This is a genomic window from Streptomyces sp. NPDC044061 (genome assembly GCF_056434305.1).
On record NZ_JBWKFL010000008.1, the window covers coordinates 136,246 to 160,331 of the forward strand.

Here is a 24,086-nt window from a genome sequence, read left to right on the forward strand (position 1 = left end):
GTGGTGAGGCGGGACGAGCATTTTTTTAGGGCCACGGCCCTCACAGGGCCTTGATGCCGACGCCATCAGATGCCGTACGTGACGCTCACAGCCCATGTACGTGGCACGCGACGGTGGCGGGTGCAGGAGGCTTGAGAACCGCTCCGTAGCTGCAGGAACGTGCCGCTGGTAGCCGTGGGGCGGGAGGCAGAGCGGAAGGAGTCGGCTCATGCGCATCGTCGTGGACCTGAATCGATGCCAGGGATACGCACAATGCGTGTATCTGGCTCACGAGGTCTTCAGGCTGAGTGGTCAGGAGGCGCTCACCTACGAGCCGAACCCTGATGACGAGCGGCGCCTGCAGGTCGAGCGAGCCGCTGCGGCATGCCCCGTGCAGGCGATCGTGATCGACCGCTTGGACGGGGCTGAGGGGAGCGCGACGTCATGACGTTGCCGGCAACGGTCGCAGAGCTGGTGCGCGAGTTCAGAGCCAGTGGCCGGATTGTCATCGTAGGTGCATCTCTGGCCGGTCTGCGGGCCGCGGAAGCCCTGCGCGAGGAGGGCTTCACCGGTTCTCTGACCATCATCGGGGACGAGCCGTACGAGCCCTACGACCGTCCCCCGCTGTCCAAGCAGGTACTCAAGGGCTGGGTGCCGGCCGACCACACCAAGCTGCCGCGCATACGGGAAGTGGATGCGCACTGGCGGCTCGGGGTGGCCGCCACCGGGCTGGACCGTGCGACCAAGCAGGTGCGCCTGGCCGACGGTGAGCAGGTCCCGTACGACCGGTTGCTGATCGCCACGGGCACCCGCGCGCGGCAGTGGCCGAATCCGGCCGAGGCCGCCCTGCACGGCGTCCACACGATCCGCTCGCGTGATGATGCCGCTCAGCTGCAGAAGGCGCTGGCCGAGTCGCCGTCGCGGGTCCTGGTCATCGGCGCCGGGTTCATCGGCTCGGAAGTGGCCTCTGTCTGCCGCGAACTGGACATCCCGGTGACCGTCGTCGAGCGGGGTTCGGCGCCGCTGGCCGGCGCGCTCGGCGGGGTGATCGGGGAGATCGCCGCGCAGATGCAGCGCGATCACGGCGTGGACCTGCGCTGCGGGCTGGGCGTGTCGTCGCTGGAGGGCGACTCCGGCGGACACGTGCGGCGTGCTCAGCTCTCGGACGGTGCCACCGTGGACGCCGACGTGGTGGTGGCCTCGCTGGGGTCGATCCGCAACGTGGAATGGCTGGAGGGCTCGGGGCTGGCGGCCGGTTTCTGGGGCGTGGGGTGCGACGCCGGTGGTCGTGCCTTCGACATCAACGGCGTGGTCACCGACAGCATCTACGTGGCGGGGGACGTGGCGCGTGCGCCGCATGTGCTGTACGAGTACCAGTTCCTCGCGATGGAGCACTGGGACAACGCCGTGTTCGGTGCCGAGGTCGCGGCCCACAACATGGTGAACCTCGAGCCCCACTATCGCCCGCATCTGCTGCTTCCCGGCTTCTGGTCCGGTCAGTTCGGCGTCAATGTCAAGTCCGTCGGCGTGCCGCCTTTCGGTGACGAGATCGTCTTCACGCAGGGATCCGTCGCGGAGCGCCGTTTCGCCGCCGCCTACGGTCACCGGGGCCGCATCGTCGCCGCCGTCACCTTCGACCACGGCAAGTGGCTGGAGTACTACGGAAAGCTGATCGAGCGATCCGGTCCGTTCCCGCCTCCGCCGCCGGGCTGGGACCAGCCGGCCGACATGAAGCCGATGCCGGCCGAGTTCCCGGAACGCGGCGCCCCTGGGGCGGTACCCGACGTCGTGCTGACCGGCCACGACCCGGGCGAGCGGACGGCCGAGTTCCGGCCTCGGCGTCACTGATACGCCCGCCGGGTCGAGCCGTGTCAGCGGACAGACCGACAGGAAGAAGGAGGGGAGCCTCGTGGTCGAGGAAACCCCCTGGCAGCAGGCGCTCCGCTACGCCAACCGCGCCAATCCCTACCCGTTCTACGAGGAACTCCGTAAGACACCGGTCGCGCGGCAGCCGGACGGCACCTACGTCGTCAGCACCTACCGGGAGATCGTCGCGCTGCTCCACGACCCCCGGGTCAGTTCGGATCCACGAAAGTGTCCCGCCCCGGTCGCGGCCCAGGCAGAAGGCTCGGCGGAGCCGGTGGCCGAGCCGATCAGGGAGGCACTGACCGAGCCGAACATCATCACCTGCGATCCACCCGAGCACGATCGGGATCGCCGGATGATGATGCCGCATTTCGTCGGCCCGCCCCCTTCACCTCACCTGATCTCCGACCTGGAGCCCGACATCCGCCGCATCGTCGACGACCTCCTGGACGACATGAAGGGCAAGAACCGGATCGATGCCGTCGACGAGTTCGCCTATCCCCTGCCGGTGACGGTGATCTGCAAGGTTCTGGGCGTGCCGCTGGAGGACGAGCCGCGCTTCCACCAGTGGATAGAAACCGCCCTGGACGCTTTGGACTTCGGCCCCGAGGCCGCCTCCGAAGAGATTCAGAGCCGGCAGGCCGGGGGGCGGCAGGCCGTGCAGGAGTTCGGGCAGTTCGCAGCCGAGCTGCTCGACAGGTACGCCCGGCAGCCCGGCCCGGGCATGCTCTCGGCGATGGTGAACGAGGACGGCCCGGAGGGACGGATGTCCAAGGGCGTGCTCGCGAGCAACACCCTGCTCCTGATCTTCGCGGGACACGAAACCACGGTCAACCTCATCGCCCACAGCGTGCTCACCCTGCTGCGCCATCCCGACGCGCTCGAGAAACTGCGCCGCCGGCCCGAGCTGATCGTGCCCGCGGTGGAGGAGCTGCTGCGCTTCGAGTCGTCGGTCCAGTTCTGGCACACCCGCTCCGCCCTGGAAGACATCGACATCGCCGGCACCACCATCCCCAAGGGCGCGCCGATCTTCCTGGCGTACGGCTCGGCGAACCGCGACCCCGAACGGTTCACCGACCCCGACGAACTCGACCTCGAACGCCGCGACAACCAGCACCTCGGGTTCAGCCAGGGCATCCACTTCTGCTTCGGCGCTCCGCTCGCGCGGCTCGAGGTACAGATCGCCGTCGGCGAGTTCATCCGCCGGGTGCAGAACCCCCGGCTCGTCGAGGACCCACCGCCGTACCGGCACAACCAGATCTTCCGCGGGCCGCGGCACGTCCTGGTCGACATCGACGGCATCCGCGACTGACTCGGCGTGCGTGAAGGATCACGATGCGGGCTTTTCAACTCGTCGGATGGCGGCAACCGCCCGAGCTGCGCGAGGTGCCGGTACCCGATCCCGGGCCGGGGCAGGTCCTGGTGAAGGTCGGGGGTGCCGGTGCGTGCCACTCCGATCTGCACGTCATGGAGGCACCCGCACCGCCACCCGGTTTCACGAGTCCGCCCTTAACGCTCGGCCATGAGAACGCGGGATGGGTGGAACGGCTGGGACCGGGTGTCACCGGGTTCGTACCCGGGGACCCTGTGATCGTCTATGGTTCCTGGGGCTGTGGATTGTGCGCCAACTGCCGGGAGAGTCGCGAGAATTACTGCCAGACCCTGGGTGGTCAGGGCCCGGGCCTGGGAGGTGGTCACGACGGTGGCATGGCCGAGTATTTGCTGGTCCCGGCAGCGCGATACCTGATTCCGCTGGGCACCCTCGACCCCCGCGAGGCCGCTCCGCTCAGCGACGCCGGACTGACCAGCTACCACGCCGTCAAACGGTCGCTGCACCTGCTGGGGCCGGGCTCGACCGCGGTCGTGATCGGGGCCGGCGGCCTGGGCCAGATGACCATCCAGATTCTGCGCGCGCTCAGCGCGGCGACCACCGTCGTCGCCGTCGACACCGACGCCGGCAAGCTGGAAACCGCCAAGCGCATGGGTGCCGACGAAGCACTGCTCTCGGGTGACGAGGCGATCAAGCGCATCAAGGAGATCACGGGGCAACAGGGCGCTCAGCTCGTCCTGGACATGGTCGGCCTAGCCCCGACTCTGCGGATGGCTGCTGAGGTGGCCAGGATGCTCGGTCACCTGACCATCGTCGGCCTCGGCGGCGCAGCCCTGCCCGTCAACTTCTCCAGCCCGCCGCACGAGTGCTCGGTCGCCTCGCCCTACTGGGGCTCCCTTTCCGAACTGACGGAAGTGATCACCCTCGCCCAGCAGGGAAAGATCAAGATGCTGGTCGAGCACTTCCCCCTGGAACGCGCCGACGCCGCCTATCAGCTCCTGCACGACGGCAGGATCCAAGGTCGCGCCGTCGTCACCCCTCGGGTGTGAGTGCCGACCTGGTCACCAAGAACCGGGCACCATGTGCCACGGCCGCTGGTGTCGGGCGGCCCGGAGACGCCTGATCCCGACCTCGACCGAGGGCACGTACCGGTGAGCAGCCCGGAGGAGCTTGCTCGCGCACTACCCCAGACGCCACGAAGCAGGACTGCCGCCACCACGTCGCAGCTGACGGCGACATCCCCCGCCGGGCCCGCAATCCGGCGACCGCACCTGCGGCCACCGTCACCATGACGCTTCCTTCGACAGTTACGGACCACGGCACCACCTTGCAGCCCGGCCTGAGCGCCCGCACCTCAAACGTACGTGGGCGTCCCGCCAACTCCGTGGAGGTCCAGCGCGCCGGACCGGTTGTCGCAGCCCTGTCAGGACCGGCAAGTGCGACAGCGCGGGGAGACCACGGCTCACCGGGAAGGAGGGCTCCTCGTTTCCCGTGACGCGGGCTGGGCACCCAGTGCCCATGGCGACGCGTCCGGTTCCGGTGCGAACCATCCTCGTCACCATCGGTCTGGTGCTCGCCACCTATGCCGTACTCGAACTGGTGGTGCAAGCCCGTCGGGTTCTGGTCTGGGCGGTCATCGCCTTGTTCTTGGCCGTCTCCCTTCATCCGGCGGTCGAGGCACTGCAGCGACGGGTCCCGCGGTGCCGACGGTCAGTGGCCACCTTGCTCGTCTTCATGGCAGCGGCCGCGGTCGTCGGCGCGGTGGTCGCCCTGTTCGTCATTCCCCTGGCTCAGGAGGGAAGCCGGTTCGCCGGTCGTCTGCCGGCGATGATCAGGGAGGCTCGGGCCGGCCACGGGCCGGTCGGCGACCTGCTGCAGCGGACACACGCTCTGCGGTACGCCCAACGGCATCAGGCGCAGGTCCGCGCGTTCGCCACCGGACTGAGCACACCCGCCTTGAACTTCGTCCGCGGTGCCGCGAGCACCGCCGCAGGCGCACTCACCATTTTCGTGCTGGCTTATCTGATGGTGCTGGAGGGCCCCAAGGCCATCGATCGGTCCCTGGCCCTCGTGGACGAGGCGCCTGCGGCCCGCATACGCCGCGTCGGAGCCGCGTGCGCCCGTACCGTCAACGGCTACCTGACCGGAAACCTGCTGATCAGCGCCATCTGCGGGGTCCTGACCTACGTCGTGCTGCTGGTTTCCGGGGTGCCGTTCGCCGGCCTGCTGGCCCTCTTCGTCGGCCTGACCGACCTCATTCCCCTGGTGGGGGCCACCATAGGGGCTGTCGTCGCATCCGCAGTGGCGTTCGTCCACTCCGTGCCGGCCGGCGTCGGCGCCATCATCTTCTTCATCGTCTATCAGCAGGCGGAAAACCACCTCCTGCAACCGGTCATCCTCTCTCGGACGGTGAAACTCAACCCCCTCACTGTGCTGCTGGCCATCCTGATCGCGGCCGAAGTCGCCGGGATCCTCGGCGCCCTGTTGGCCATTCCTGTCACCGGCATCATCCAAGTCGTCCTCGGTGACATCTGGGCTCACCGCGAGGGGCGGCCGCTGAGATTGCCGATGCGGGCAGACAACGGCCCCGAGAAGGCCGACCGGTCCGACACCCCCGAGTGACCGCCACAAGGAACGAGGCCGGCCCAAGCGCAGCGAGTGGGGCGCCCGGGTCAAAGACTCCGCCTTCGCCGTCAGGTGAAGGGCCGCTTCCTCGGCCCCAGAAGGCTCCTTGTGATTGACGTAGGCCGGCAAGTGCCCGAGTGCTCGTAGGCAGGGATCGACGGCACGGTGGTCGTCGTCTGCTCTGCAGGCAATGAAGTCGTCGGCGGAGCAGACTCCTGCCCCGGCTCGCTTTGGTCGCCTTCATCACTTCGACATTTCCATACGACGTATGGTAATACTGGAAGGGTGCTTCCATACGACGTATGGAAGTGCTCGTTCGTACCACACCAGGCGCCACACATCGCCTGACCGAACCACCGTCGGCGCAGACCACGCCACCGGGAAGGAAAGATCATGAAGAAGCTCACGAAGCGCATCGCCCTCACTGTCTCCTCCGTTGCGGTCGCGGGTGTCGCCGTCCTCGGCGCTGGGGGCACCGCATCGGCCGCACCCCTTGCGCCCGCACACGCCCAGCGACCGTCCGACAGGGGTGAGGCCGCTGACTACAGCTGGGACCACGGGGTCGGCTACCTGCTCGAAAAGGGCTACTCCTGCGACGAGACCCGTGGCTGGCACCAGGACCACCACGGCAGCGACCCGACCCGGCACGACTGCGAGGGCCTCTACTACCGCGATGGTCACTTCTACCGCGGGGAGGGCGAGGGCACGACTGGACGTCCGACAGGGCCTATCAGCACGACGCGAACCGCTGCGACTACGACGGCTGGGGCAGGCACCACGGCCTGAGCCGCGACGACCGGTGAGACGGCTACCGAGGCCGTGAGCCCAAGCAGTTCCCCTCGGTCTGATCCCTGCCGGCGACAGGGACGCGCCCGGCGGTCGTGGGTCGGCGTCGCCGACCACCGTCCGAGTGAGTGCAGCGCACTCATCGTGCGGTGCGCCGGTGCCGTCCGGCGCTCGCGCCCTGCTGCACCGTCCCGCCCGCGCTGCCTCTTTGCCACAGACCGTGCGAGAGGCGCAGCCGAGCCCCACGAAGACGGTGGAGCGGCGGATAGCCGTACAGCTGGTCGTCTCGCACACCCACTCACTGCCACTGTGCACACGCCTGCGGTATGAGCCCACCGATCCCTATGTCGTCCATGCCGTCTTCTTCGCCGACTGTGACGAGCCGGTCGAATGGGTCCTGGGGCGGGATCTTCTGGCTGATGGCCTGAAGGGTTCCGCAGGCTACGCGGACGTCCGGGTCTGGTGGGCCGCGGGGCGGGGTGACCAGTCGATGTACATCGCCCTCGGGTCTTCCGCAGGCACCGCCTTGCTCGAGGTCCCCGTGCAGGACATCACGTCCTTCCTTCAGGACACGGAGGCTCTGGTGCCACGGGGTACCGAGTCCGGCCACATCGACTGGGACGTCGAACTGGCGCACCTACTCCCCCAAGGCTGACCGCCGGCCATCCATGCTCAGAGCTCAGAAGAAAAGGAACCTTTGTCATGCCTCAGTACCAGCTTCGCGTCTACACCCTGCGCAGCCCCGACGCGCTCTCCGCCTACGAGAAGATCTGGGCCCGGCATATTCCCGGTATGGCCAAGCACCGGATCACCACACACGGCGTCTGGACGGTGCCCGCGGCGCCCGGAAGCGAGACTCGCCGGCTCTACGCCCTCGTTTCCTACAGGGACGCCGACGACGTGCAGGAGCGGCTGGAGGCGTACCTGTCGAGTCCAGAATTCCGCGCGGACATGGAGGGCTTCGACATCAGCCAGATCATCGATGTCGACGAGTCTGTACTGACGCCCACCGCCGACTCGCCCTTGCGATGACGATCGACCCACCTGCAGGTGACGTGACCAGAAGAGCAAGCGCCCTCATGGCTCTTCCGGATCTGGGCGATCTCATCGCGGAAGTCCACCGGAGATGCGACACCACACACCGTCCCGCAGGTCAGGAACAGCACGACCGGATTGCCCTGCTGACCGTCACTGCGGACCTTGCCGGCCAACTGCAGGCGCTGGCCGATGCCTGTCGCCCTCAAGCACAACAGGAGCCTCGCGGGCATCCGTGCGCGTCGCCTCCATGTCGGTCATGCGCCGCGACCTCGCCTGGATCGGTTGGGCCGTCCGGCTCAACGTGTGCCCGCCGAGCCGGGCGGCGGCAACTCGGGACATCACTCTTTCGTGTGCATTCATGGCAGAACTCCACTCGCAGGTCATGAAGAAAACCTGCCATGGCGACAGTAGACATTGGCGCGTCACGGGGTTACCGTCTTGTCGTACCCAGGAAGTCGAAGTGGGCACGGCAGACACGAACTGCCGTGCAAGCAGGCCAAGCGGGACGCGGCCCAGAGTGGCCGTGAGCAGTATCCGCGGTATCCAAGCAGTACAGCCGAGTAACCGAAGGTAAGGAGCAGAACGCCATCAGGATCGCCCGGGCGAGGAAGCAGTCCGCCCGGGTACCGCAGGCCCCGGATTGGAAGGTGGTCCCCGGTCACGCATTCGCGATCCCCGCAGCCCAGCCCTCCCAGGCGATACCTGCGGACACAGAAGGCCGGCGCAGTTTGCCGGTAGATGGTGTTGCAAGCTCGGGGCCCGGGGGGGGGGGGGGGGGGCGGGGGCCCCACCACCCGCCCCCCCCAAAAAAGAAGACACCCCCCCCCCCCCCCCCCCCCCCCCCCCCCCCCCCCCCCCCGACGCGTCCCCCGAAAGAAGAGGTCTATGCCCCCTGCCAGTCCCCGTCCCGCCGACAACCTCGACGACGACGACTACCCCGCCTACACCATGGGCCGGGCCGCCGACATGCTCGGCACCACCCCCGCCTTCCTCCGCACCCTCGGCGAACACCGCCTGATCACCCCCCTGCGCTCCGAAGGCGGCCACCGCCGCTACTCCCGCTACCAGCTGCGCATCGCCGCCCGCGCCCGCGAACTCGTCGACCAGGGCACCCCCATCGAAGCCGCCTGCCGCATCGTCGTCCTCGAAGACCAACTCGAAGAAGCGCAGCGCATCAACGAGAAACTGCGCACACAAAGCCGCGAGTCGCAGCCGAAGACCTCGACCTGATCAGGACACCTAAGGCGAGCCGAACACCACCGCCGGCAGACAGGGCCGCCGCCCTCAGCGGTCGATGGGCTGGCCGCGTGTGGTCATACTGCCGGTCGCGGTGCTCACGGTGGCAGCTGCGGTGCTGATAGGGATGCTTTGCCTGAACCCGGTTGCCCGGTGCGCGGAGTAGAGCCTGCGGCGGCGGTCAGGGACACCGGCTGTCCTGCCAGGCGGGGTGCAGTTCGAAGGGAAGCACGGGGGCCTTCATGTGCTGGTAGGTGAGGACGGACTCCCGCGGACAGCACAGGACCGACTCCCGCTCGCGCATGATGCGCCGCAGACAGTCGAGCAGGATCCGCCGGTGGGTGGCGATGCGGTCGCGCGGACGAAGGCAGGGCAGAGGCATGAGCAGGGGCTGATTCCGCCGACGGTGTACACCACCAGGTCGGCTCGGCCCGCGGCCAGCAGGGTTAGCCTCGGCACGGACGTCGCCACGAGGACGCTGAGCGCTGTCTTGGGCCACAGATCGGTCGCCCGGCCCAGCCGCAACACACCGCGCACCGGCAGCGGCCGCATCGGGATGGTCTTTCCGGAGGGGATCGGCTGCTCCCTGGCCGTCGCAGCGTCGCATCGCGACCCGAACTCGCCCGACCACGGACGCGCCCAGGCCGCAACGCCTTGGGACCACGGACTCAGCGGCCGGCGCCCCGGCCGTTACGACCGGCGGCGAGCCGGCCCTCCAGGCCCGTGATGAGCGTGTCGATCACCAGCCGGAACATGTGGTCCTGATCAGGGCCTGCCTGGTCTGCGTCCGTGGCCTCGTCCGCGCCGGCAGTGGTACCGGGGGGCTTGAGGCTTGCCCACTGCTGGAGCGAGCCGTTGAGTTCGGCGCTGAGGACACCGATGACGACGGCGACCATGAGAGCGGCGGTCTCCGGGACCTCCGGCTGCGACACCCCTGCGGCGGCCACGATCGCGGTGAGCGCGGTCCAGAACGGGTCGTCGGGCTGGATGAAGTCCGGCTGGTGGCTGAACGAGTAGGCCATCAGCTCGGGGTGACGGTGCGCCAGGGTCCGGAAGTCCATCGCGAGCAGGCGGATGCGCTCCTGCCAGGGCGCGTCCTGCAGCGTCACGGTGCGGAACTGGGCTCCGACCATTCTCGCCACGCCGCGCAGTACGGCTTCCTTGTTCGACACGTGGTGGTACAGCGACATCGGGTTCGCATCGAGCACGGTGGCGAGTTTGCGCATGGTGAGCGCCTCGACCCCGTCATCGTCGATGAGCCGCAGGGCGGCGGCATAGATCCCGGCCTCGGTCAGAGGCACGTCTCTCTTCCTCGTTCCCCGCGGGGGACGCTTCACCTGCTTTTCCATACCACGTACGGTACCAGTTCCATACGCCGTACGGAAATGACCTGAATCACAGCACCCGTCGACGCGACCGGGCTTGCCTCAAGTTTCCATACGCCGTACGGTACTAATTCCATACGGCGTATGTTTCCGTGCGGCGCCACGGCACCGACCTGCGCAGCGCGCCCTTGCCCATCCCCCTCCACGCAGAGGAGCAAGCCATGACAACGCACTCCGCGAACGACCTTCGCCCCATCCGGTCCCCTCGTGGGATCCCCCTCCTCGGCAACACGCCGCAGATCCCCGACACCAATCCGGTGGAGTACTTCGGTGAGCTGTCCAAGCAGTTCCCCGAGGGCATCTACGGCATGGACATCGCCGGCATCGAGCAGGTCTTCGTCTACGACCCCGACCTGGTGGCCGAGGTCTGCGACGAGACGCGGTTCTTCAAGCAGATCGACAAGACGCCGCTGCAGCACGTCCGGGACTTCGCGGGGGCGGGCCTGTTCACCGCCCACCAGTACGAAGAGGAATGGGGCATGGCCCACCGTGTCCTGCTGCCGGCGTTCAGCCAGCGGGCCATGAAGGCGTACTTCGGGCAGATGCTGGAAATCGCCCAGAACCTGGCGGGCAAGTGGGAGCGCAGGGAAGGGCAGCCGGTCAACATCACCGACGACTACACCCGCCTGACGCTCGACACGATCGCTCTGTCGGGATTCGGCTACCGATTCCAGTCGTTCGACAAGGAGGAGCTGCACCCCTTCCTCAACGCACTGCTGGGCGCGCTGGTGGAGTCGCTGCGGCGCTCCCAGGAGCTGCCGATGATGACCAAGCTCCGCAAGGCGGACGACCGGAAGTACCGCGACAACATCCGGCTGATGCAGGACCTGGTCGAGAGCGTGATCAAGGAGCGCCGCGACGGGAAGGGCACCGGTGAGGACGACCTGCTGGGCCTGATGCTGGAGGCCACCGACCCGGAGACCGGCAAGCTGCTGGCAGACGACAACGTCCGCGACCAGGTGCTGACGTTCCTGATCGCCGGTCACGAGACCACCAGCGGCCTGCTGTCGTTCGCCACGTACTCGCTGATGCGCAACCCGCACGTCCTGGCCCAGGCGTACGCCGAGGTGGACCGCCTGATGCCCGGCAACACCGTGCCGGACTACGACACGATCATGCAGCTGGACGTGATCCCGCGGGTCCTGGACGAGACCCTGCGCCTGTGGGCTCCGATCCCGGCGTTCGGCAAGGCCCCGCTGGAGGACACCGTCATCGGTGGCCGCTACATGCTCAAGAAGGGCACGCGGGTCAACATCCTCGAGGCCCCGCTGCACACCCACCCCAACGCGTGGGAGCGTCCGGACGAGTTCGACATCGACCGGTGGCTGCCGGAAAAGCGGGCTCAGCAGCACCCGCACGCCTACAAGCCGTTCGGCAACGGCGTGCGTGCCTGCATCGGCCGGCAGTTCGCGCTCACCGAGGCCCGCCTCGCCCTTGCGCTGGTGCTGCAGAAGTTCAAGCTTTCGGACACCAGCGACTACAAGATGGACGTGCGGGAGGCGCTGACGCGCAAGCCCGGCAACTTCGAGCTGATCGTCCGTCGCCGTCAGGAGCACGAGCGGACCGTCTTCGGCGCCGCGGACCTGCAGACCGGCGACACGCAGGCGCCGGCCTCGGTCAGCGGCGTCGGGGTCAACCTGACCGTCGCCTACGGCTCCAGCCTCGGCTCCTGCGAGGACCTGGCGCGCACCATCGCCGACCGCAGCGAGCGTTCCGGCTTCGGCACCACCCTGGTGAGCCTGGACGATCTGGGCGACAACCTGCCCACCGAGGGCCTGCTCGCCGTCGTCGCCGCCAGCTACAACGGCAAGGCCCCCGACAACGCCCAGCGCTTCGACGACCTGCTCGCGGACGGACTGCCGGAGGGCGCGCTGGCGAACGTGCGGTTCGCGCTGCTGGGCGCCGGCAACACCCAGTGGGTGGCCACCTACCAGGCATTCCCCAGGCGGATCGAGGAAGGTCTGCTGGCCGCCGGCGCCACCCCGGTCGTCGAGCGCGGCATCGCGGACGCCGCCGGTGACTTCGACGGCATGGCCACGCGGTGGATGGACAACCTGTGGGCCACCCTGGCCGAGGAGTACGCCGCCGACACCTCCCAGGCGAGCGGCCCCCGCTACGAGGTCCAGCTGCTCACCGAGTCCGACGTGCGTCCCGCCATCGTCTCCGAGCAGGCGTACCCGCTCACGGTGGTGGCCAACGAGGAGCTCGTGGCCGACGCGACCGGCCTGTGGGACTTCAGCATCGAGCCGCCGCGCCCGTCCGCGAAGTCCATCACCTTCGAGCTGCCCGACGACGTCACCTACGACACCGGCAACCACCTGGCCGTCTTCGCCAAGAACGAACTCGCCCTGGTGGAGCGCGCACTCAGGCGGCTCGGTGTCGACTACGACCAGGTGCTCCGGCTCGACCAGCCGGCCGGTGGCCGCACCCACCTGCCGGTAGGCACCCCGGTCACTGCCGGCATCCTGCTCACCGAGTTCCTGGAACTGCAGGACGTGGCCACCCGCTCCCAGATCCAGACCCTGGCCGAGTACACCCAGTGCCCGTGGACCCGGCCGCAGCTCCAGGCGTACACCGCCGACACGGAGGAGGCCGAGGAGCGCTACAGCAAGGAGATCCTCGGCAAGCGGGTCTCGGTGCTGGGCCTGCTGGAGCGCTTCCCCGCGGTCGAGCTGCCGCTGGCGGTGTTCCTGGAGATGATGGGCCCGATCCGTCCCCGCTTCTACTCCATCTCCTCCGCCCCGTCGGCCAACCCGCGCCATGTGCGCCTGACCGTCGGCCTGCTGGAGGGCCCGGCCCTGTCCGGCGACGGCCAGTACCGCGGCACCTGCTCCTCCTACATCGCGGGCCTGGAGCCCGGAGACGTCGTCTACGGCTACGTCCGCGTGCCCTCCCCGACGTTCGCCCCGCCCGCCGACCCCGCCACTCCGCTGATCCTCATCGGCCCCGGCACCGGCATCGCGCCGCTGCGCGGCTTCCTGGAGGAGCGGGCCTGGCAGCACGCGAACGGCACCGAGGTCGGCCTGTCACAGGTCTTCGTCGGCTGCCGCCACCCGGAGCACGACTACTTCTACCGCCAGCAGATGCAGGACTGGGAGCAGGCCGGGATCGCACAGATCCACACCGCCTTCTCCGCGGTGACCGGCCACCCCGCCCGGTTCGTGCAGAACGCCATCGCCCATGCCGCCGACACGGTGTGGCAGACCATCGAGGACGGCGCGTACATCTACGTCTGCGGAGACGGCCGCCGTATGGCACCCGCCGTCCGCGAGGCCCTGGCCGCCATCCACCGCCAGAAGACCGGCTGCGACGACGAGACCGCCCAGCAGTGGCTCGCCCAGCTCGAGGCCGACGAGCGCTACCAGCAGGACGTCTTCGCCTGATCCCCCCAGACGCCGGGAGGCGTGCGGCGCCCCGTCCTGCCACTCCCCGCACGCCTCCCGGCCACCACAGGCCATTCGGACACCCCATGGCACCCAAGTCCCGGACCACCGGGCGGTGCCGGTCACAGAAAGCAGATCTTCATGGACACCATGCTCGCCGGACGCTTCCACCTGGACAGCAAGAAGTTCGCCGTGGAGGAGGTCCCCATCCCCGTGCCGGGCCCGGGCGAGGTCCTCGTCGAGGTGAAGGCCGCGGGCGTCTGTCTCTCGGACGTCCACCTGATCGACGGCTCCCTCGTCCCGCTGTTCGCCACCTCCGACACGGTCACCGTCGGCCACGAGGTCTCCGGTGTGGTCCACACACTCGGCCCCGACCTCAAGCGGGGCCTGCCCGTCGGCACCCGCGTCACCCTGGAAGCCGGCAAGACCTGCGGCAAGTGCGCCGGATGCGTGCGCCGCCGCCCCTGCACCCAGATGCTCACCGCCGGCATCGACTACGACGGCGGCTGGGCCGAGTACGTGATCGCCCGCGAGGACACCCTCATCCCCATCCCCGACAACCTCCCCTTCGACCAGGCGGCGATCATCCCCGACGCGGTCTCCACCCCCTACGCCGCCGTCGTCACCACCGCAGGTGTCCGTCCCGCCCAGTCCGTCGGCATCTGGGGCGTAGGCGGAGTCGGCGCCCACAACGTACGCCTCGCCCGCCTGGTCGGCGCCGCCCCGATCATCGCCGTCGACCCGCTGCCCAGCGCCCGCGAACGCGCCCTGGCCTTCGGCGCCGACTACGCCCTGGACCCGGCCGCCCCCGACTTCGCCGACCAGGTACGCGCGGCCACCGACGGACGGGGCCTGGACTTCGCCTTCGACTGCGCCGGCGTACCCGCCGTCCGCGAGCAGGCCGCCTCCGTGCTCGGCCTGGGCGGCTCCCTGATCCTGGTGGGCATCACGCCCAGGCCGCTCACCATCACCGAGGGCCTGACCTTCAACTACATGTGCAAGCAGGTCCGTGGCCACTACGGCGGCAGCCCCGAGTCGGTCTCCGAGCTGGTGCGGCTGACCGCGGCGGGTCGCCTCGACCTGGCTCCGTCCATCACGGACCACATCTCGCTGGTGGACGCGGCAAACGCGGTCAGCCGTCTGGAGAACAAGATCGGCGACCCGATCCGCCTCATCCTCGTCCCCTGACGCCTGTCAGCAGGACATCAAGCCACCCTGGGCAGGGGTGAGTGGGCGCCGGTGCGTGAGGGAGCACCGGCGCCCACGGCTTTCCGGCAACCGTGGAGAGACAGAAGCCATGCAGACGACCGACACTCTGGGCCGTACTCCGCAGCGCAGGGATACTCATTCCAACCGCAGAGGCATCCTCGCGGCCGCAAGGCAGAGACTGCGGGAGGACCCCGACGCGAGTCTCGACGGCATCGCCGAGGCGGCCGGCGTCGCCCGGCGTACCTTCTACGGACACTTCCCCAGCCGACATGCGCTGATCGCCGACCTGACTCAGGAAGCAGGCGATGAACTCCGGCAGGCGTTCGCCACAGCCTGTACCACGGATGCCGACCCGATCGAGGGGATGACGCGGATGGTGCCGGCGGCATGGGCGGTGGGCGATCACTACCGCATGCTCATCGCCTTGGGGCGGCGTCATCCGGGCGAGGAGGCGTTCCGCGCCACCCTGGCGCCGTCCCGCGAAGAGGCCGTCGCGACGCTACGACGTGGTCAGCGCGAAGGCGTCTTCGCGGACCATCTTCCAGCACCCGTACTCGCTCAGGCACTGGAGGCACTGGTGCTGGCGCTCGCCGAGGAGGACGCCGTGTGCCCGTGGGCGGACCCCACGGGTGAGGCTGCATCGACTGCGTTCCTCGTAGCCGCCGGCGTGGCACCACAGGCGGCTGCGCTCCAGGTGCAGGACGTGGTCAGGCGGATTCGGGCAGCCGGCGCCGGGTGACCTCATGGGCGTCGTCCGGGGGGACGCCGAGCATGCGCAGGACCATCTCGGCCAGGTCGGAGGCGGCCTCGTCGCCGTCGAGGTCCGGGCGGTCCAGCCGGAGAGCCACGAGGGACAGCAGGGTGCCGCCCAGGGCGGACAGCGCGGTCGTCGCGTTGCCGCAGGTGAAGCGGCCCGAGGCGATACCGACCTCCAGGTCGCGCAGGGCGCGCGGGGAGAGGCCGCGGTCGGAGTGGATGTGGGACAGGCCGCGGTCACGCAGGATCCGCATGAGTTCCGGGTGGGAGTCGGCCATCCGGGCGGTCAGCCGGAAGCCGGCCGCGACCAGCTCGGCCGGGTCGTCGATGCCTTCCACGCGCCCGTCGATGACCTGCCCGAACTCCTCCAGGGCGTCCGTCACCGCGGCGTCGAACAGCTCCGTCTTGGACTCGAAGTGGTTGTAGAAGGACCCGAAACCGACGTCCGCGCGCTCGGCGATGGCCTGGATGCTGGCGCTGGTGTCCCCGGTCTCCGCGAGGATCTGCCGGGCCGCGCGGACGAGGGCCTGACGGGTTTCGGCGCGGCGCCGCTCGAAGCGGTTCTTGGGCGGGGCTGACGTCGACATGCAGCCCAGTGTAACCGCCGCCACGATGACTCTGCCATTACTGATGAGATCCTCAAATATTTGCGCCGTCTCTATTGACGACGAGAAACGGCAGAGTTGATGATTTCCTCATTACAGCAGTGTTGCCTGGAGGACACCATGTCCCACATCCCCGTTAACAAGGGCGGTCCTCTGACGCCCCACCAAGACCTGCACAGTGAGCAGGGCGCCCTGCGCGGCGAGCATCCCGGACGTTCCCGGAACCCCGTGATCAAGGTGGCGGACCTGGCCTGGCTGGAGTTCGAGAAGCCCGACCTGGACCGGGCCGAGGTGTTCGCCCGCGACTTCGGCTTCGCCGTTGCCGCACGCACCCGGGACGAACTCTGGCTGCGCGGCACGTTCGCGGGCTCTCCCTGCATGGTCATCCGGCGTGGGCGCGCCTCCCGCTTCCTCGGGCCGGCGTTCCGCGCGGCCGAGCGGGCCGATGTGGACCGGCTGGCCGCCGCCGTCGGACACACCGTCCGGGACGTCGACGTCCCCGGCGGCGGTCGGTCGGTCGCCCTGTTCGATCCCTCGGGACTCCCGGTCCGGGTGGTGCACTGCGCCGAACCGCTGCCCGCGCTGCCCGAACAGCCGCCGCTGACCCTCAACACCGGCACCGAACCCCGCCGTACGAACGCCACCCAGCGCCCGCCCCGCGAGCCGTCCCGCATCCAGCGCCTGGGCCACGTGGTGCTGGAGACACGGACGTTCGCCCGCACCCTGGACTGGTACCTGGACACTCTCGGGATGATCGTGTCCGACTTCCTGTTCCTGGACGGGCAGCGCGGGCGCGGGCCGACCATGGCGTTCATCCGCTGCGACCAGGGCAGCCTGCCCGTGGACCACCACACCCTCGCCCTGCACCTGGGTCCCGGTACCGGCTACGTCCACTCCGCCTACCAGGTCACCGACCTCGACGCGATCGCCGCTGGCGGGGAGTACCTGGCCGAGCGCGGCTACCAGCGCAGCTGGGGGATCGGCCGGCACATCCAGGGCAGCCAGCTCTTCGACTACTGGCGCGACCCCGACCGCTTCATGCTGGAGCACTTCGCCGACGGCGACCTGTTCTCCTGCGACCTCGAACCCGGATGGGCACCGATGTCGGCGAGCGGCCTGGCCCAGTGGGGCCCGCCCGTCACCCGTGACTTCCTGGGCACCAGCCCGTCCCCCGCCAAGCTCCGCGAGGTCATGACGGCCCTGCGCGGCGACAACGAACTCGACCCCGCACGCCTGCTGGGCCTGATGAAAGCGATGAGCTCATGAGCACCAACGTTCTGCGCACCCCCGACGGCTGGTGGGCCGTCCGGGACGAGCGCGCCGTCCGCATCGAGACCAAGGCGGTCACCACCGCCGAACTGCTCGCCGACCGGGCCGCCGTGCGGGAGGCCGCCGCCTCCGGCGAGAGGGGCACGCCCGTCGCCGACCTGGTGGCGCTGCCCCCGGTCACCACCCCGTGCCGGGTGGTGGCCCAGATGGTCAACTACCGCAGCCACGCCAAGGATTCGGGCTTCACCGGTGACATACCGCCCACCTTCTTCCGCAAGGCGTCCGGCTCGGTCAGCGGGCCACACGACACGATCGTCCGTCCCGCGCACGTGAACTTCCTCGACTACGAGGTGGAACTCGGCCTCGTCATGGGCGCGCCGCTGCCCGTGGGCACTGTCGTGGAGGAGCGGGACCTGCCTTCGTATGTCGCCGGACTCGTCCTCACCAACGACGTCAGTGCCCGCGACGTCCAGCTGACCAAGACGCAGTTCTACGAGAGCAAGTCCTACCCGACGTTCACACCGACGGGACCGTACCTGGCCCTGCTGGAGCCTGAGGACTTCGCCCGGCTGATCGACCTGCGGCTGCGGCTGAACGTCAACGGCGTACCGCGCCAGGACCGCACCCTCGCCGACATGATCGTGCGACCGGCGCAGGCGCTCACCCTGCTCGCCCGCTTCCAGACCCTCGACCCGGGCGACCTGCTGCTCACCGGCACGCCCGGCGGCACCGCCCTGAAGGCCCCGCCCAAGCCGGTCGAGAAGATCGCCGCACTGCTGCCGCCCGCGCTGAAGTGGAAGGCGTTCTTCAACGGCCAGGCCAAGAATCCCCTCTACCTGCGCGACGGCGACCTCGTCACCGCCACGATCGCCACCCCCGACGGGCACATCGACCTGGGCGAGCAGCGGACCGCTGTGGCGGACGCGAGGTGAGCGCCGCATCCCGGACACCGGTGGTCATCATCGGCGCGGGGCCCGTGGGCGTCACGGCCGCGCTCCTGCTGGCCCGGCACGGAGTGCCCAGCCTCGTCCTGGAACGCCACCGGGACGTCTATCCCCTGCCGCGCGCTGTCGTCGTGGACGACGAGGTCCGCCGGATCTTGCAGAGCGTCGGCGTCCACGAGGAATTCGCCGCCCTAGCCCGCCCGGCGCGCGGGCTGCGGCTGCTGGACGCCCGGCACCGCGTGATCGCCGAATTCGCGCGATCCCAGGACGGGCATCACGGCTTCCCCCAGACCAGCATGTTCGACCAGCCCGACTTGGAGCGCCTGCTGCGCGCCGCCCTGGCGCGCCGCCGGGAGTGTGAGCTGTGGGGCGGGGTGGAGGTCGTGTCGATCACGCCGGACACCGACGGGACGGCTCCGGTCCGGGTCACCTTCCGCCGCGACGGCAGCGACGAGGACGAGCACGTCTGGGCCGATGCCGTCCTCGGCTGCGACGGCGCCGGCAGCCTCACCCGGGACGCCATCGGCGCCGTATGGGAGGACCTGCACTTCGAGGAGAGCTGGCGGGTCATCGACGTGCGCACCAGCCGCCCGGTGCGGACCTGGGAGGGCGTCGAGCAGATCTGCTGCCCGACCCAGCCCGCGACCTTCATGCGCCTCGGCGAGGACCGCTACCGCTGGGAGTTCCGGCTGCCCGCCGACGTACACCTGGACGGCCCGGAGGGCCGGCATCGTCTGCGCGAGCTGGTCGCCCCCTGGGTGGACGTGCCGTCCGGCGCCGCGGGGGCCGACGACTTCGAGGTGATCCGGCAGGCGCAGTACACCTTCAGGGCCCGCCTCGCCGACCGGTGGCGCCAAGGACGCGTCTTCCTGCTGGGCGACGCGGCCCACCTCACGCCTCCCTTCATCGGCCAGGGCCTGTGCGCGGGCCTGCGCGATGCCCGAAACCTCACCTGGAAGCTTGCCCGCGTTCTCCAACAGGGCGCAAACGAAGGGCTTTTGGACACCTACGAGCGTGAGCGCAAACCGCACGCCCGCTATGTGATCCGGCTCGCGGTGGCCATGGGCTGGGCCATGACCGGTGGACAGGACCGCGGCGCGGCACTGCGCCGGGCCGTCGTCGGCGCGGCATGCCGCGTCCCAGGCGTGACCGCGGCGGTGAGCCGCGACCTCAGCCCCGCGCTGACCGCCGGCCCCCTGGTACGGCGCCGCCCCGGGCTCATCAGCCGTCGACTGACCGGCACCTTCTGCCCGCAGCCCTGGCTGATCGTCGACGGCGGGCGAATACGCCTGGACGACGTCCTCGGAGACTCCTTCGCCCTCCTGACCGCTGTGCCGCCCACCCCGCAGATGACGGCCGTGGCCACGGCACTCGACGCACCCACGATCCACGTCGACGACCTGGAGGACGACGGCACGCTGGCCGCCTGGCTGGCGCGCGGCCGGGCGGACGCCGCCCTGCTACGCCCCGACCGCGTCGTGATGGACACCGTCCCCGCCGGGACCGGCCACTTCCCGGACCCCACCGCCTGGGCCTCCCTGCTCCACACAGCCCGCCGTACCACCGAGGCCCGGCCCGCCCCCCTGCCGAGGAGCACCGCACCGTGACCACCCAGCACCCCACGCCGCGTCCGCAACCCTTCCTGCCGCCCGACCCGCAGACGGCCGCCGGCAGCCGCATCGCGGACTTCGCCCGCTGGGCCGCCCGACACCACGGCGCCGAAGGGATCCAGGACCCCACCGACTACCCCGCCCTGCACCACTGGTCCGTCACCGACCTGGAGGGATTTTGGGCGGCAGTGTGGGAGTACTTCGGCATCGACGCTGCCACTCCGTACGAGCGGGTACTGGCCGAGGAGACCATGCCCGGCGCCCGCTGGTTCCCGGGCGCCACCCTCAACTACACCCACCACGCGCTGCGCAACCTGCACCCGGACGCACCCGCGATCACTGCACTGGACGAGACCGGAGCCGGCTACGAGATCACGGGCCGGCAGCTGCGCGCCCAGGTCGCCTCCGTCGCAGCCACCCTGCGCGACCTGGGCGTCGGACAAGACGACCGGGTGGTCGGCTACCTGCCCAATACCCCCCACGCCGTCATCGCCTTCCTCGCCACAGCCAGCCTGGGCGCGGTGTGGTCGGTGTGCGGCCAGGACTACGCGCCCAAGGCCGCCGCCGACCGCTTCGCCCAGCTCGAACCCACGGTGCTCATCACGGCGGACGGCTACCTCTTCAATGACACCCGCCACGACCGCCGCGCAGCCTCCCTCGAACTGGCCGACGCCCTTCCCACCCTGAAAGCCACGGTGCTCGTGGACCACCTGGGCCTCACCTGGCCCGAGACCCAGCACACCAGCCTGACGGTGCCCTGGGAAGACGCCGCAACCCGCACCGAATACCTCACCATCACGCCCGTGCCGTTCGACCACCCCCTGTGGATCGTCTTCTCCTCCGGCACCACCGGCCTGCCCAAGGGCATCGTCCACGGCCACGGCGGCGTCCTGCTCGAACACCTCAAGATCCTCGCCCTGCACTGCGACCTTGGCGTCGGGGACCGCCTGCTGTGGTACACCACCACACACTGGATGATGTGGAACCTGGTCGTCTCCACCCTGCTGACCGGCGCCACCACCTGCACCTACGACGGCAGCCCCGCGCCGGTGGCACGCCCGGACATCCTGTGGGAGCTGGCGGCCCGCCACAAGGTGACCGTCCTCGGCACCAGCCCCCAGTACCTCCTGGCCATGGCCAAGCTGGGCATCGAACCCGCCGTGCACGACCTCTCGGCCATCCGGGCCATCGGCAGCACCGGCTCCACCCTGCCCGCCTCCGCCTATCCCTGGGTCCGCGACCACGTGGGCGCCGGTATCCAGCTGGCCTCCACCAGCGGCGGCACCGACGTCGTCTCCGCCTTCGCCGGCAGCGCACCCACGACCCCCGTCTGGGCGGGCGAGGTGTCCGCCCCCAACCTCGGCGTGGCGCTCGCGGCGTACGACGAGGCGGGACGGCCGGTCGTCGACCAGGTCGGCGAAATCGTCGTCACCCGCCCGATGCCGTCCATGCCGCTGTACTTCTGGAACGACCCCGACGGCGGCCGCTACCGCGACGCCTACTTCGGCGCCTATCCGGGCGTGTGGCGGCACGGCGACTGGATCACCCACACCTCCCACGGCTCGGTGATCGTCCACGGCCGCTCCGACGCCACTCTCAACCGCAACGGCGTACGCCTGGGCAGTGCCGACATCCACGACATCGTCGAACGCCTCCCCGAGATCACCGAGGCCCTCGTCATCGGCGCGGAGGAACCCGACGGCGGCTACTGGATGCCCCTGTTCGTCGTCCCCGCACCCGGTGTCACGCTGGACGACGCCCTGCGCGAGAAGATCTGCGACGCCGTCCGCACCAGCGCCTCGCCCCGCCACGTGCCTGACGAGATCCTCGCCGTGCCGGCCATCCCCCACACCAGGACCGGCAAGAAACTCGAGGTCCCGGTCAAGCGCCTCCTGCAGGGCGCGCCCGCCGTACAGGTCCTCAATCCCTCGGCGGTCGACAACCCGGACCTCATCGCCTACTTCGCCGACCTGGGAGCCGAACGCCGCCAGGCCCGTCACCCGCACCCCGTCAAGGACGCCTCATGAGCATTTCCGCCGCCCTGGCCTGCCTGATCGTGCTGATCTTCACCTTGCTGGGCGTGGCCAAGATCATGGCGCTGGGCCCGATGCCCAAGCTGGCCGCCCACGCCGGCTTCACCACCGCCTCCTACCGGGTGATCGGTGCGCTGGAGCTGGCAGGCGCCATCGGCGTGGCCCTCGGCCCGGTCCTGCCGCTGTTCGGAGAGCTGGCCGGCCTCGGCCTGCTGATGCTGCTCGCCGGTGCTGTGACCACGCACGTGCGCAAGGGAGACCAGCTGCCCAAACTCGTCCCAGCGATGGTGTGCGCCGCACTGGTCGCCTGGTATCTCGTGCTCCTTGCCGGTGTCGGCTCGTGACGTGGGCCGAGCGGTGTAGCGCGGCCACCAGTGATACGCAGGACCGTCGTGCTCATCGGCTGCCGCGCGCCGGCGGCGGAGGCCCCTGAGTCCTGTTAGCGAAGCCACGCTGGCGCTGACACACTGAATCTGTGGTTCCGCTGGTGGCCGCGACCGATCAGGCCGCGTCCTCATCGCTCACAGGCGCCGGTGTGGTGTCGGTCTGCGCATTGCTCTTCACCGTCGCGTCGTTCTGGTGGCTCAACGCCAGACAGGGGCGCCTCAAGACGTGGGAGCCTCATGCCTTCGCAGCGATCATCCACTCGTCCACCGCCCGCCTGCGGCTCCCGCTTGTCCTTCACAACACCGGCGCCAAGCCGATAGTCGTACAGGACCTCATCCTGACCTTCCCCGACGAGCCCGCTTCTCACCTGCCGCTTCTGTGGGTGTCCTCACCGTCTCGCCTCCAGCCGGGGCCGGACGAGGATGCGAAGCTGCCGGCCGGCTTCGTCGTGCCCGGCAGAGAGGCGCAGCAACTCTTCATCGAGTTCGAGGCACCCTTCTCCGGGTTCCTACCGGAAGCCCGTGACTACAAGGTCCAGCTGCAGGCAAGGGTCGGCCACCGCAAGGGGTGGCGCCGCCTGCTGACGTTCACCCTGCGGGCCGCCAACATCACCGATCCGGATCGCTACACCGTCTACAACAACGCGCCGGTCGAGCTGACGAAGGAAGATCAGAAAAGGGCGGATGCCGCGCTCCTTGAGCTGTTGGAAGAACAAGGAGACGACTCCGCTTCTGGCGGCAGGAGACAGCGGCATTCTTCCGATGACGACGGCGACGGCGACGGCGGCACGAGCAGCTGATGCAGCACCCGCCAGCCGAGCAAGCTCCCGCTGATCGGGTCCGCCCAGCCTGAGGGCACGTCTTACGGACGTGGCAGCGGGGTAACCAACGCCTGCTTCCGCTGCGCCTGGGGGCCAGGCGGCGATGAGGCTTCGTGCGACGCAGCTCCTGTTCCCGCCCCAAGCGTTCTTCCGGCCACCGGATGAGGTCGCTGACCAGGCGGACGGCGCGGAGACCGGGTCCTCGAACCTGCGCCCAACAGCTTGAGCGAAAGCCCGAGGGACGGCAGGCTGTGCACGTGGAAGACGCGGCGGGCGCCCTGGGCGGAGCACGCGCGGTAGCCGCGGACGGTACGACCGGTCATTGTGCCGAAGCACCAGGGGCCCACGCCCGAGTAGCCGGCCACCTCGCCGATCACCGAACCACGGTCTCCCTGGTCCGCCAGGGCGCCCTCGACCACGTCTGCCCGGAGTGCGACGCCCTCTACGCCATCAGCGCGCCGCCGAGATGGAGACCGCGGGCGTCGGCCGGGACCTTCGCCTCGGGCCTCGGCGGCCGGCCGATCGAACATCATGAGGTTCTGCCAGATTCAGCGTCGGACGAGCGTCAGAACGCTTCCCCAACCACCCTCACGGGGTCGAGGCGGAGCGCTCCTCACACGCGCCCCGCTGCGCGAAACCGCAGGTGAGACACGTGGGGCGCGCCTGCGGAAACCACCACGCGGTGGACTTCGGAAAACAGGTCGAGCACCCCCGCCACACCTCGGCAATCCAGGAGAACTCGCAGGTCAGAGCCCCTTTGCAGCAGGCTCCAAAATAGCCACGCACTCCACGTGCGACGTCATCGGAAAGATGTCGGCCTGACTA

General features: G+C 69.5%; 21 protein-coding genes. 18 read left to right on the forward strand and 3 right to left on the reverse strand.

Going from position 1 to position 24,086, the window contains the following annotated elements; genetic code table 11:
• The first annotated feature begins 208 nt into the window (after window positions 1-208).
• From AC07CM_RS15270 to AC07CM_RS15310, 9 genes are all read left to right on the forward strand, one after another.
• Complete coding sequence (locus AC07CM_RS15270; protein WP_478876851.1) at window positions 209-427, forward strand: ferredoxin; 219 nt, start codon at window positions 209-211, stop codon at window positions 425-427.
• Complete coding sequence (locus tag AC07CM_RS15275) at window positions 424-1,827, forward strand: NAD(P)/FAD-dependent oxidoreductase (RefSeq protein ID WP_478876852.1); 1,404 nt, start codon at window positions 424-426, stop codon at window positions 1,825-1,827. The genes AC07CM_RS15270 and AC07CM_RS15275 overlap by 4 nt, the downstream gene beginning before the upstream one ends.
• Window positions 1,828-1,888: 61 nt before the next feature.
• Entirely contained in the window at window positions 1,889-3,157 is a 1,269-nt protein-coding gene (locus AC07CM_RS15280) for a cytochrome P450 (RefSeq protein WP_478876853.1), read from the forward strand.
• A gap of 23 nt (window positions 3,158-3,180) precedes the next feature.
• Window positions 3,181-4,224 carry an NAD(P)-dependent alcohol dehydrogenase gene (locus AC07CM_RS15285; RefSeq protein WP_478876854.1) on the forward strand — a complete coding sequence of 348 codons (1,044 nt, stop codon included), beginning with the start codon at window positions 3,181-3,183 and terminating at the stop codon, window positions 4,222-4,224.
• A 469-nt stretch (window positions 4,225-4,693) separates the two neighbouring features.
• Window positions 4,694-5,797 (forward strand): AI-2E family transporter, encoded by a 1,104-nt coding sequence (locus AC07CM_RS15290; RefSeq protein ID WP_478876855.1) that lies wholly within the window; start codon window positions 4,694-4,696, stop codon window positions 5,795-5,797.
• Between the two features lie 396 nt (window positions 5,798-6,193).
• Window positions 6,194-6,586 (forward strand): hypothetical protein, encoded by a 393-nt coding sequence (locus tag AC07CM_RS15295; RefSeq protein ID WP_478876856.1) that lies wholly within the window; start codon window positions 6,194-6,196, stop codon window positions 6,584-6,586.
• 157 nt (window positions 6,587-6,743) lie between these two features.
• Complete coding sequence (locus AC07CM_RS15300) at window positions 6,744-7,241, forward strand: SsgA family sporulation/cell division regulator (protein WP_478876857.1); 498 nt, start codon at window positions 6,744-6,746, stop codon at window positions 7,239-7,241.
• A 47-nt stretch (window positions 7,242-7,288) separates the two neighbouring features.
• Window positions 7,289-7,618, forward strand: a complete 330-nt coding sequence (locus AC07CM_RS15305) for an NIPSNAP family protein (protein WP_478876858.1) — start codon at window positions 7,289-7,291, stop codon at window positions 7,616-7,618.
• Window positions 7,619-8,509: 891 nt separating this feature from the next.
• Window positions 8,510-8,854, forward strand: coding sequence for a MerR family transcriptional regulator (locus AC07CM_RS15310; protein ID WP_478876859.1), 345 nt, complete (start codon window positions 8,510-8,512; stop codon window positions 8,852-8,854).
• Between the two features lie 187 nt (window positions 8,855-9,041).
• On the opposite strand, the gene AC07CM_RS15315 is transcribed toward AC07CM_RS15310, so the two are convergent.
• Window positions 9,042-9,242: a hypothetical protein gene (locus AC07CM_RS15315; RefSeq protein ID WP_478876860.1), complete on the reverse strand. Its 201-nt coding sequence runs from the start codon at window positions 9,240-9,242 to the stop codon at window positions 9,042-9,044.
• A gap of 286 nt (window positions 9,243-9,528) precedes the next feature.
• Window positions 9,529-10,161 carry a TetR/AcrR family transcriptional regulator gene (locus AC07CM_RS15320; RefSeq protein ID WP_478876861.1) on the reverse strand — a complete coding sequence of 211 codons (633 nt, stop codon included), beginning with the start codon at window positions 10,159-10,161 and terminating at the stop codon, window positions 9,529-9,531.
• 245 nt (window positions 10,162-10,406) lie between these two features.
• Between AC07CM_RS15320 and AC07CM_RS15325 the strand changes: the two genes are divergently transcribed.
• The 3 genes from AC07CM_RS15325 to AC07CM_RS15335 all read left to right on the forward strand — a co-directional run bounded on the left by AC07CM_RS15325 (window position 10,407) and on the right by AC07CM_RS15335 (window position 15,576).
• Window positions 10,407-13,628 carry a bifunctional cytochrome P450/NADPH--P450 reductase gene (locus AC07CM_RS15325; protein ID WP_478876862.1) on the forward strand — a complete coding sequence of 1,074 codons (3,222 nt, stop codon included), beginning with the start codon at window positions 10,407-10,409 and terminating at the stop codon, window positions 13,626-13,628.
• A 141-nt stretch (window positions 13,629-13,769) separates the two neighbouring features.
• Entirely contained in the window at window positions 13,770-14,816 is a 1,047-nt protein-coding gene (locus AC07CM_RS15330) for a zinc-binding dehydrogenase (protein WP_478876863.1), read from the forward strand.
• A gap of 109 nt (window positions 14,817-14,925) precedes the next feature.
• A complete protein-coding gene (locus AC07CM_RS15335) occupies window positions 14,926-15,576 on the forward strand; it encodes a TetR/AcrR family transcriptional regulator (RefSeq protein ID WP_478876864.1) in 651 nt (216 codons plus the stop codon).
• On the opposite strand, the gene AC07CM_RS15340 is transcribed toward AC07CM_RS15335, so the two are convergent.
• Window positions 15,545-16,180 (reverse strand): TetR/AcrR family transcriptional regulator, encoded by a 636-nt coding sequence (locus AC07CM_RS15340; protein WP_478876865.1) that lies wholly within the window; start codon window positions 16,178-16,180, stop codon window positions 15,545-15,547. The two genes, AC07CM_RS15335 and AC07CM_RS15340, sit on opposite strands and share 32 nt — an antisense overlap.
• Before the next feature lie 138 nt (window positions 16,181-16,318).
• Here AC07CM_RS15340 and AC07CM_RS15345 point away from each other — a divergent pair, with 138 nt between their 5' ends.
• From AC07CM_RS15345 to AC07CM_RS15370, 6 genes are all read left to right on the forward strand, one after another.
• Window positions 16,319-17,464, forward strand: a complete 1,146-nt coding sequence (locus AC07CM_RS15345; protein ID WP_478876866.1) for a VOC family protein — start codon at window positions 16,319-16,321, stop codon at window positions 17,462-17,464.
• Entirely contained in the window at window positions 17,461-18,399 is a 939-nt protein-coding gene (locus tag AC07CM_RS15350) for a fumarylacetoacetate hydrolase family protein (protein ID WP_478876867.1), read from the forward strand. The genes AC07CM_RS15345 and AC07CM_RS15350 overlap by 4 nt, the downstream gene beginning before the upstream one ends.
• Window positions 18,396-20,018 (forward strand): bifunctional 3-(3-hydroxy-phenyl)propionate/3-hydroxycinnamic acid hydroxylase MhpA, encoded by a 1,623-nt coding sequence (gene mhpA / locus AC07CM_RS15355; protein ID WP_478876868.1) that lies wholly within the window; start codon window positions 18,396-18,398, stop codon window positions 20,016-20,018. The genes AC07CM_RS15350 and mhpA overlap by 4 nt, the downstream gene beginning before the upstream one ends.
• Entirely contained in the window at window positions 20,015-22,048 is a 2,034-nt protein-coding gene (locus tag AC07CM_RS15360; RefSeq protein WP_478876869.1) for an acetoacetate--CoA ligase, read from the forward strand. The genes mhpA and AC07CM_RS15360 overlap by 4 nt, the downstream gene beginning before the upstream one ends.
• A complete protein-coding gene (locus AC07CM_RS15365) occupies window positions 22,045-22,398 on the forward strand; it encodes a DoxX family protein (protein WP_478876870.1) in 354 nt (117 codons plus the stop codon). Before AC07CM_RS15360 ends, AC07CM_RS15365 begins: the two co-directional genes overlap by 4 nt.
• 131 nt (window positions 22,399-22,529) lie before the next feature.
• Complete coding sequence (locus AC07CM_RS15370) at window positions 22,530-23,240, forward strand: hypothetical protein (protein WP_478876871.1); 711 nt, start codon at window positions 22,530-22,532, stop codon at window positions 23,238-23,240.
• Window positions 23,241-24,086: the final 846 nt, after the last annotated feature.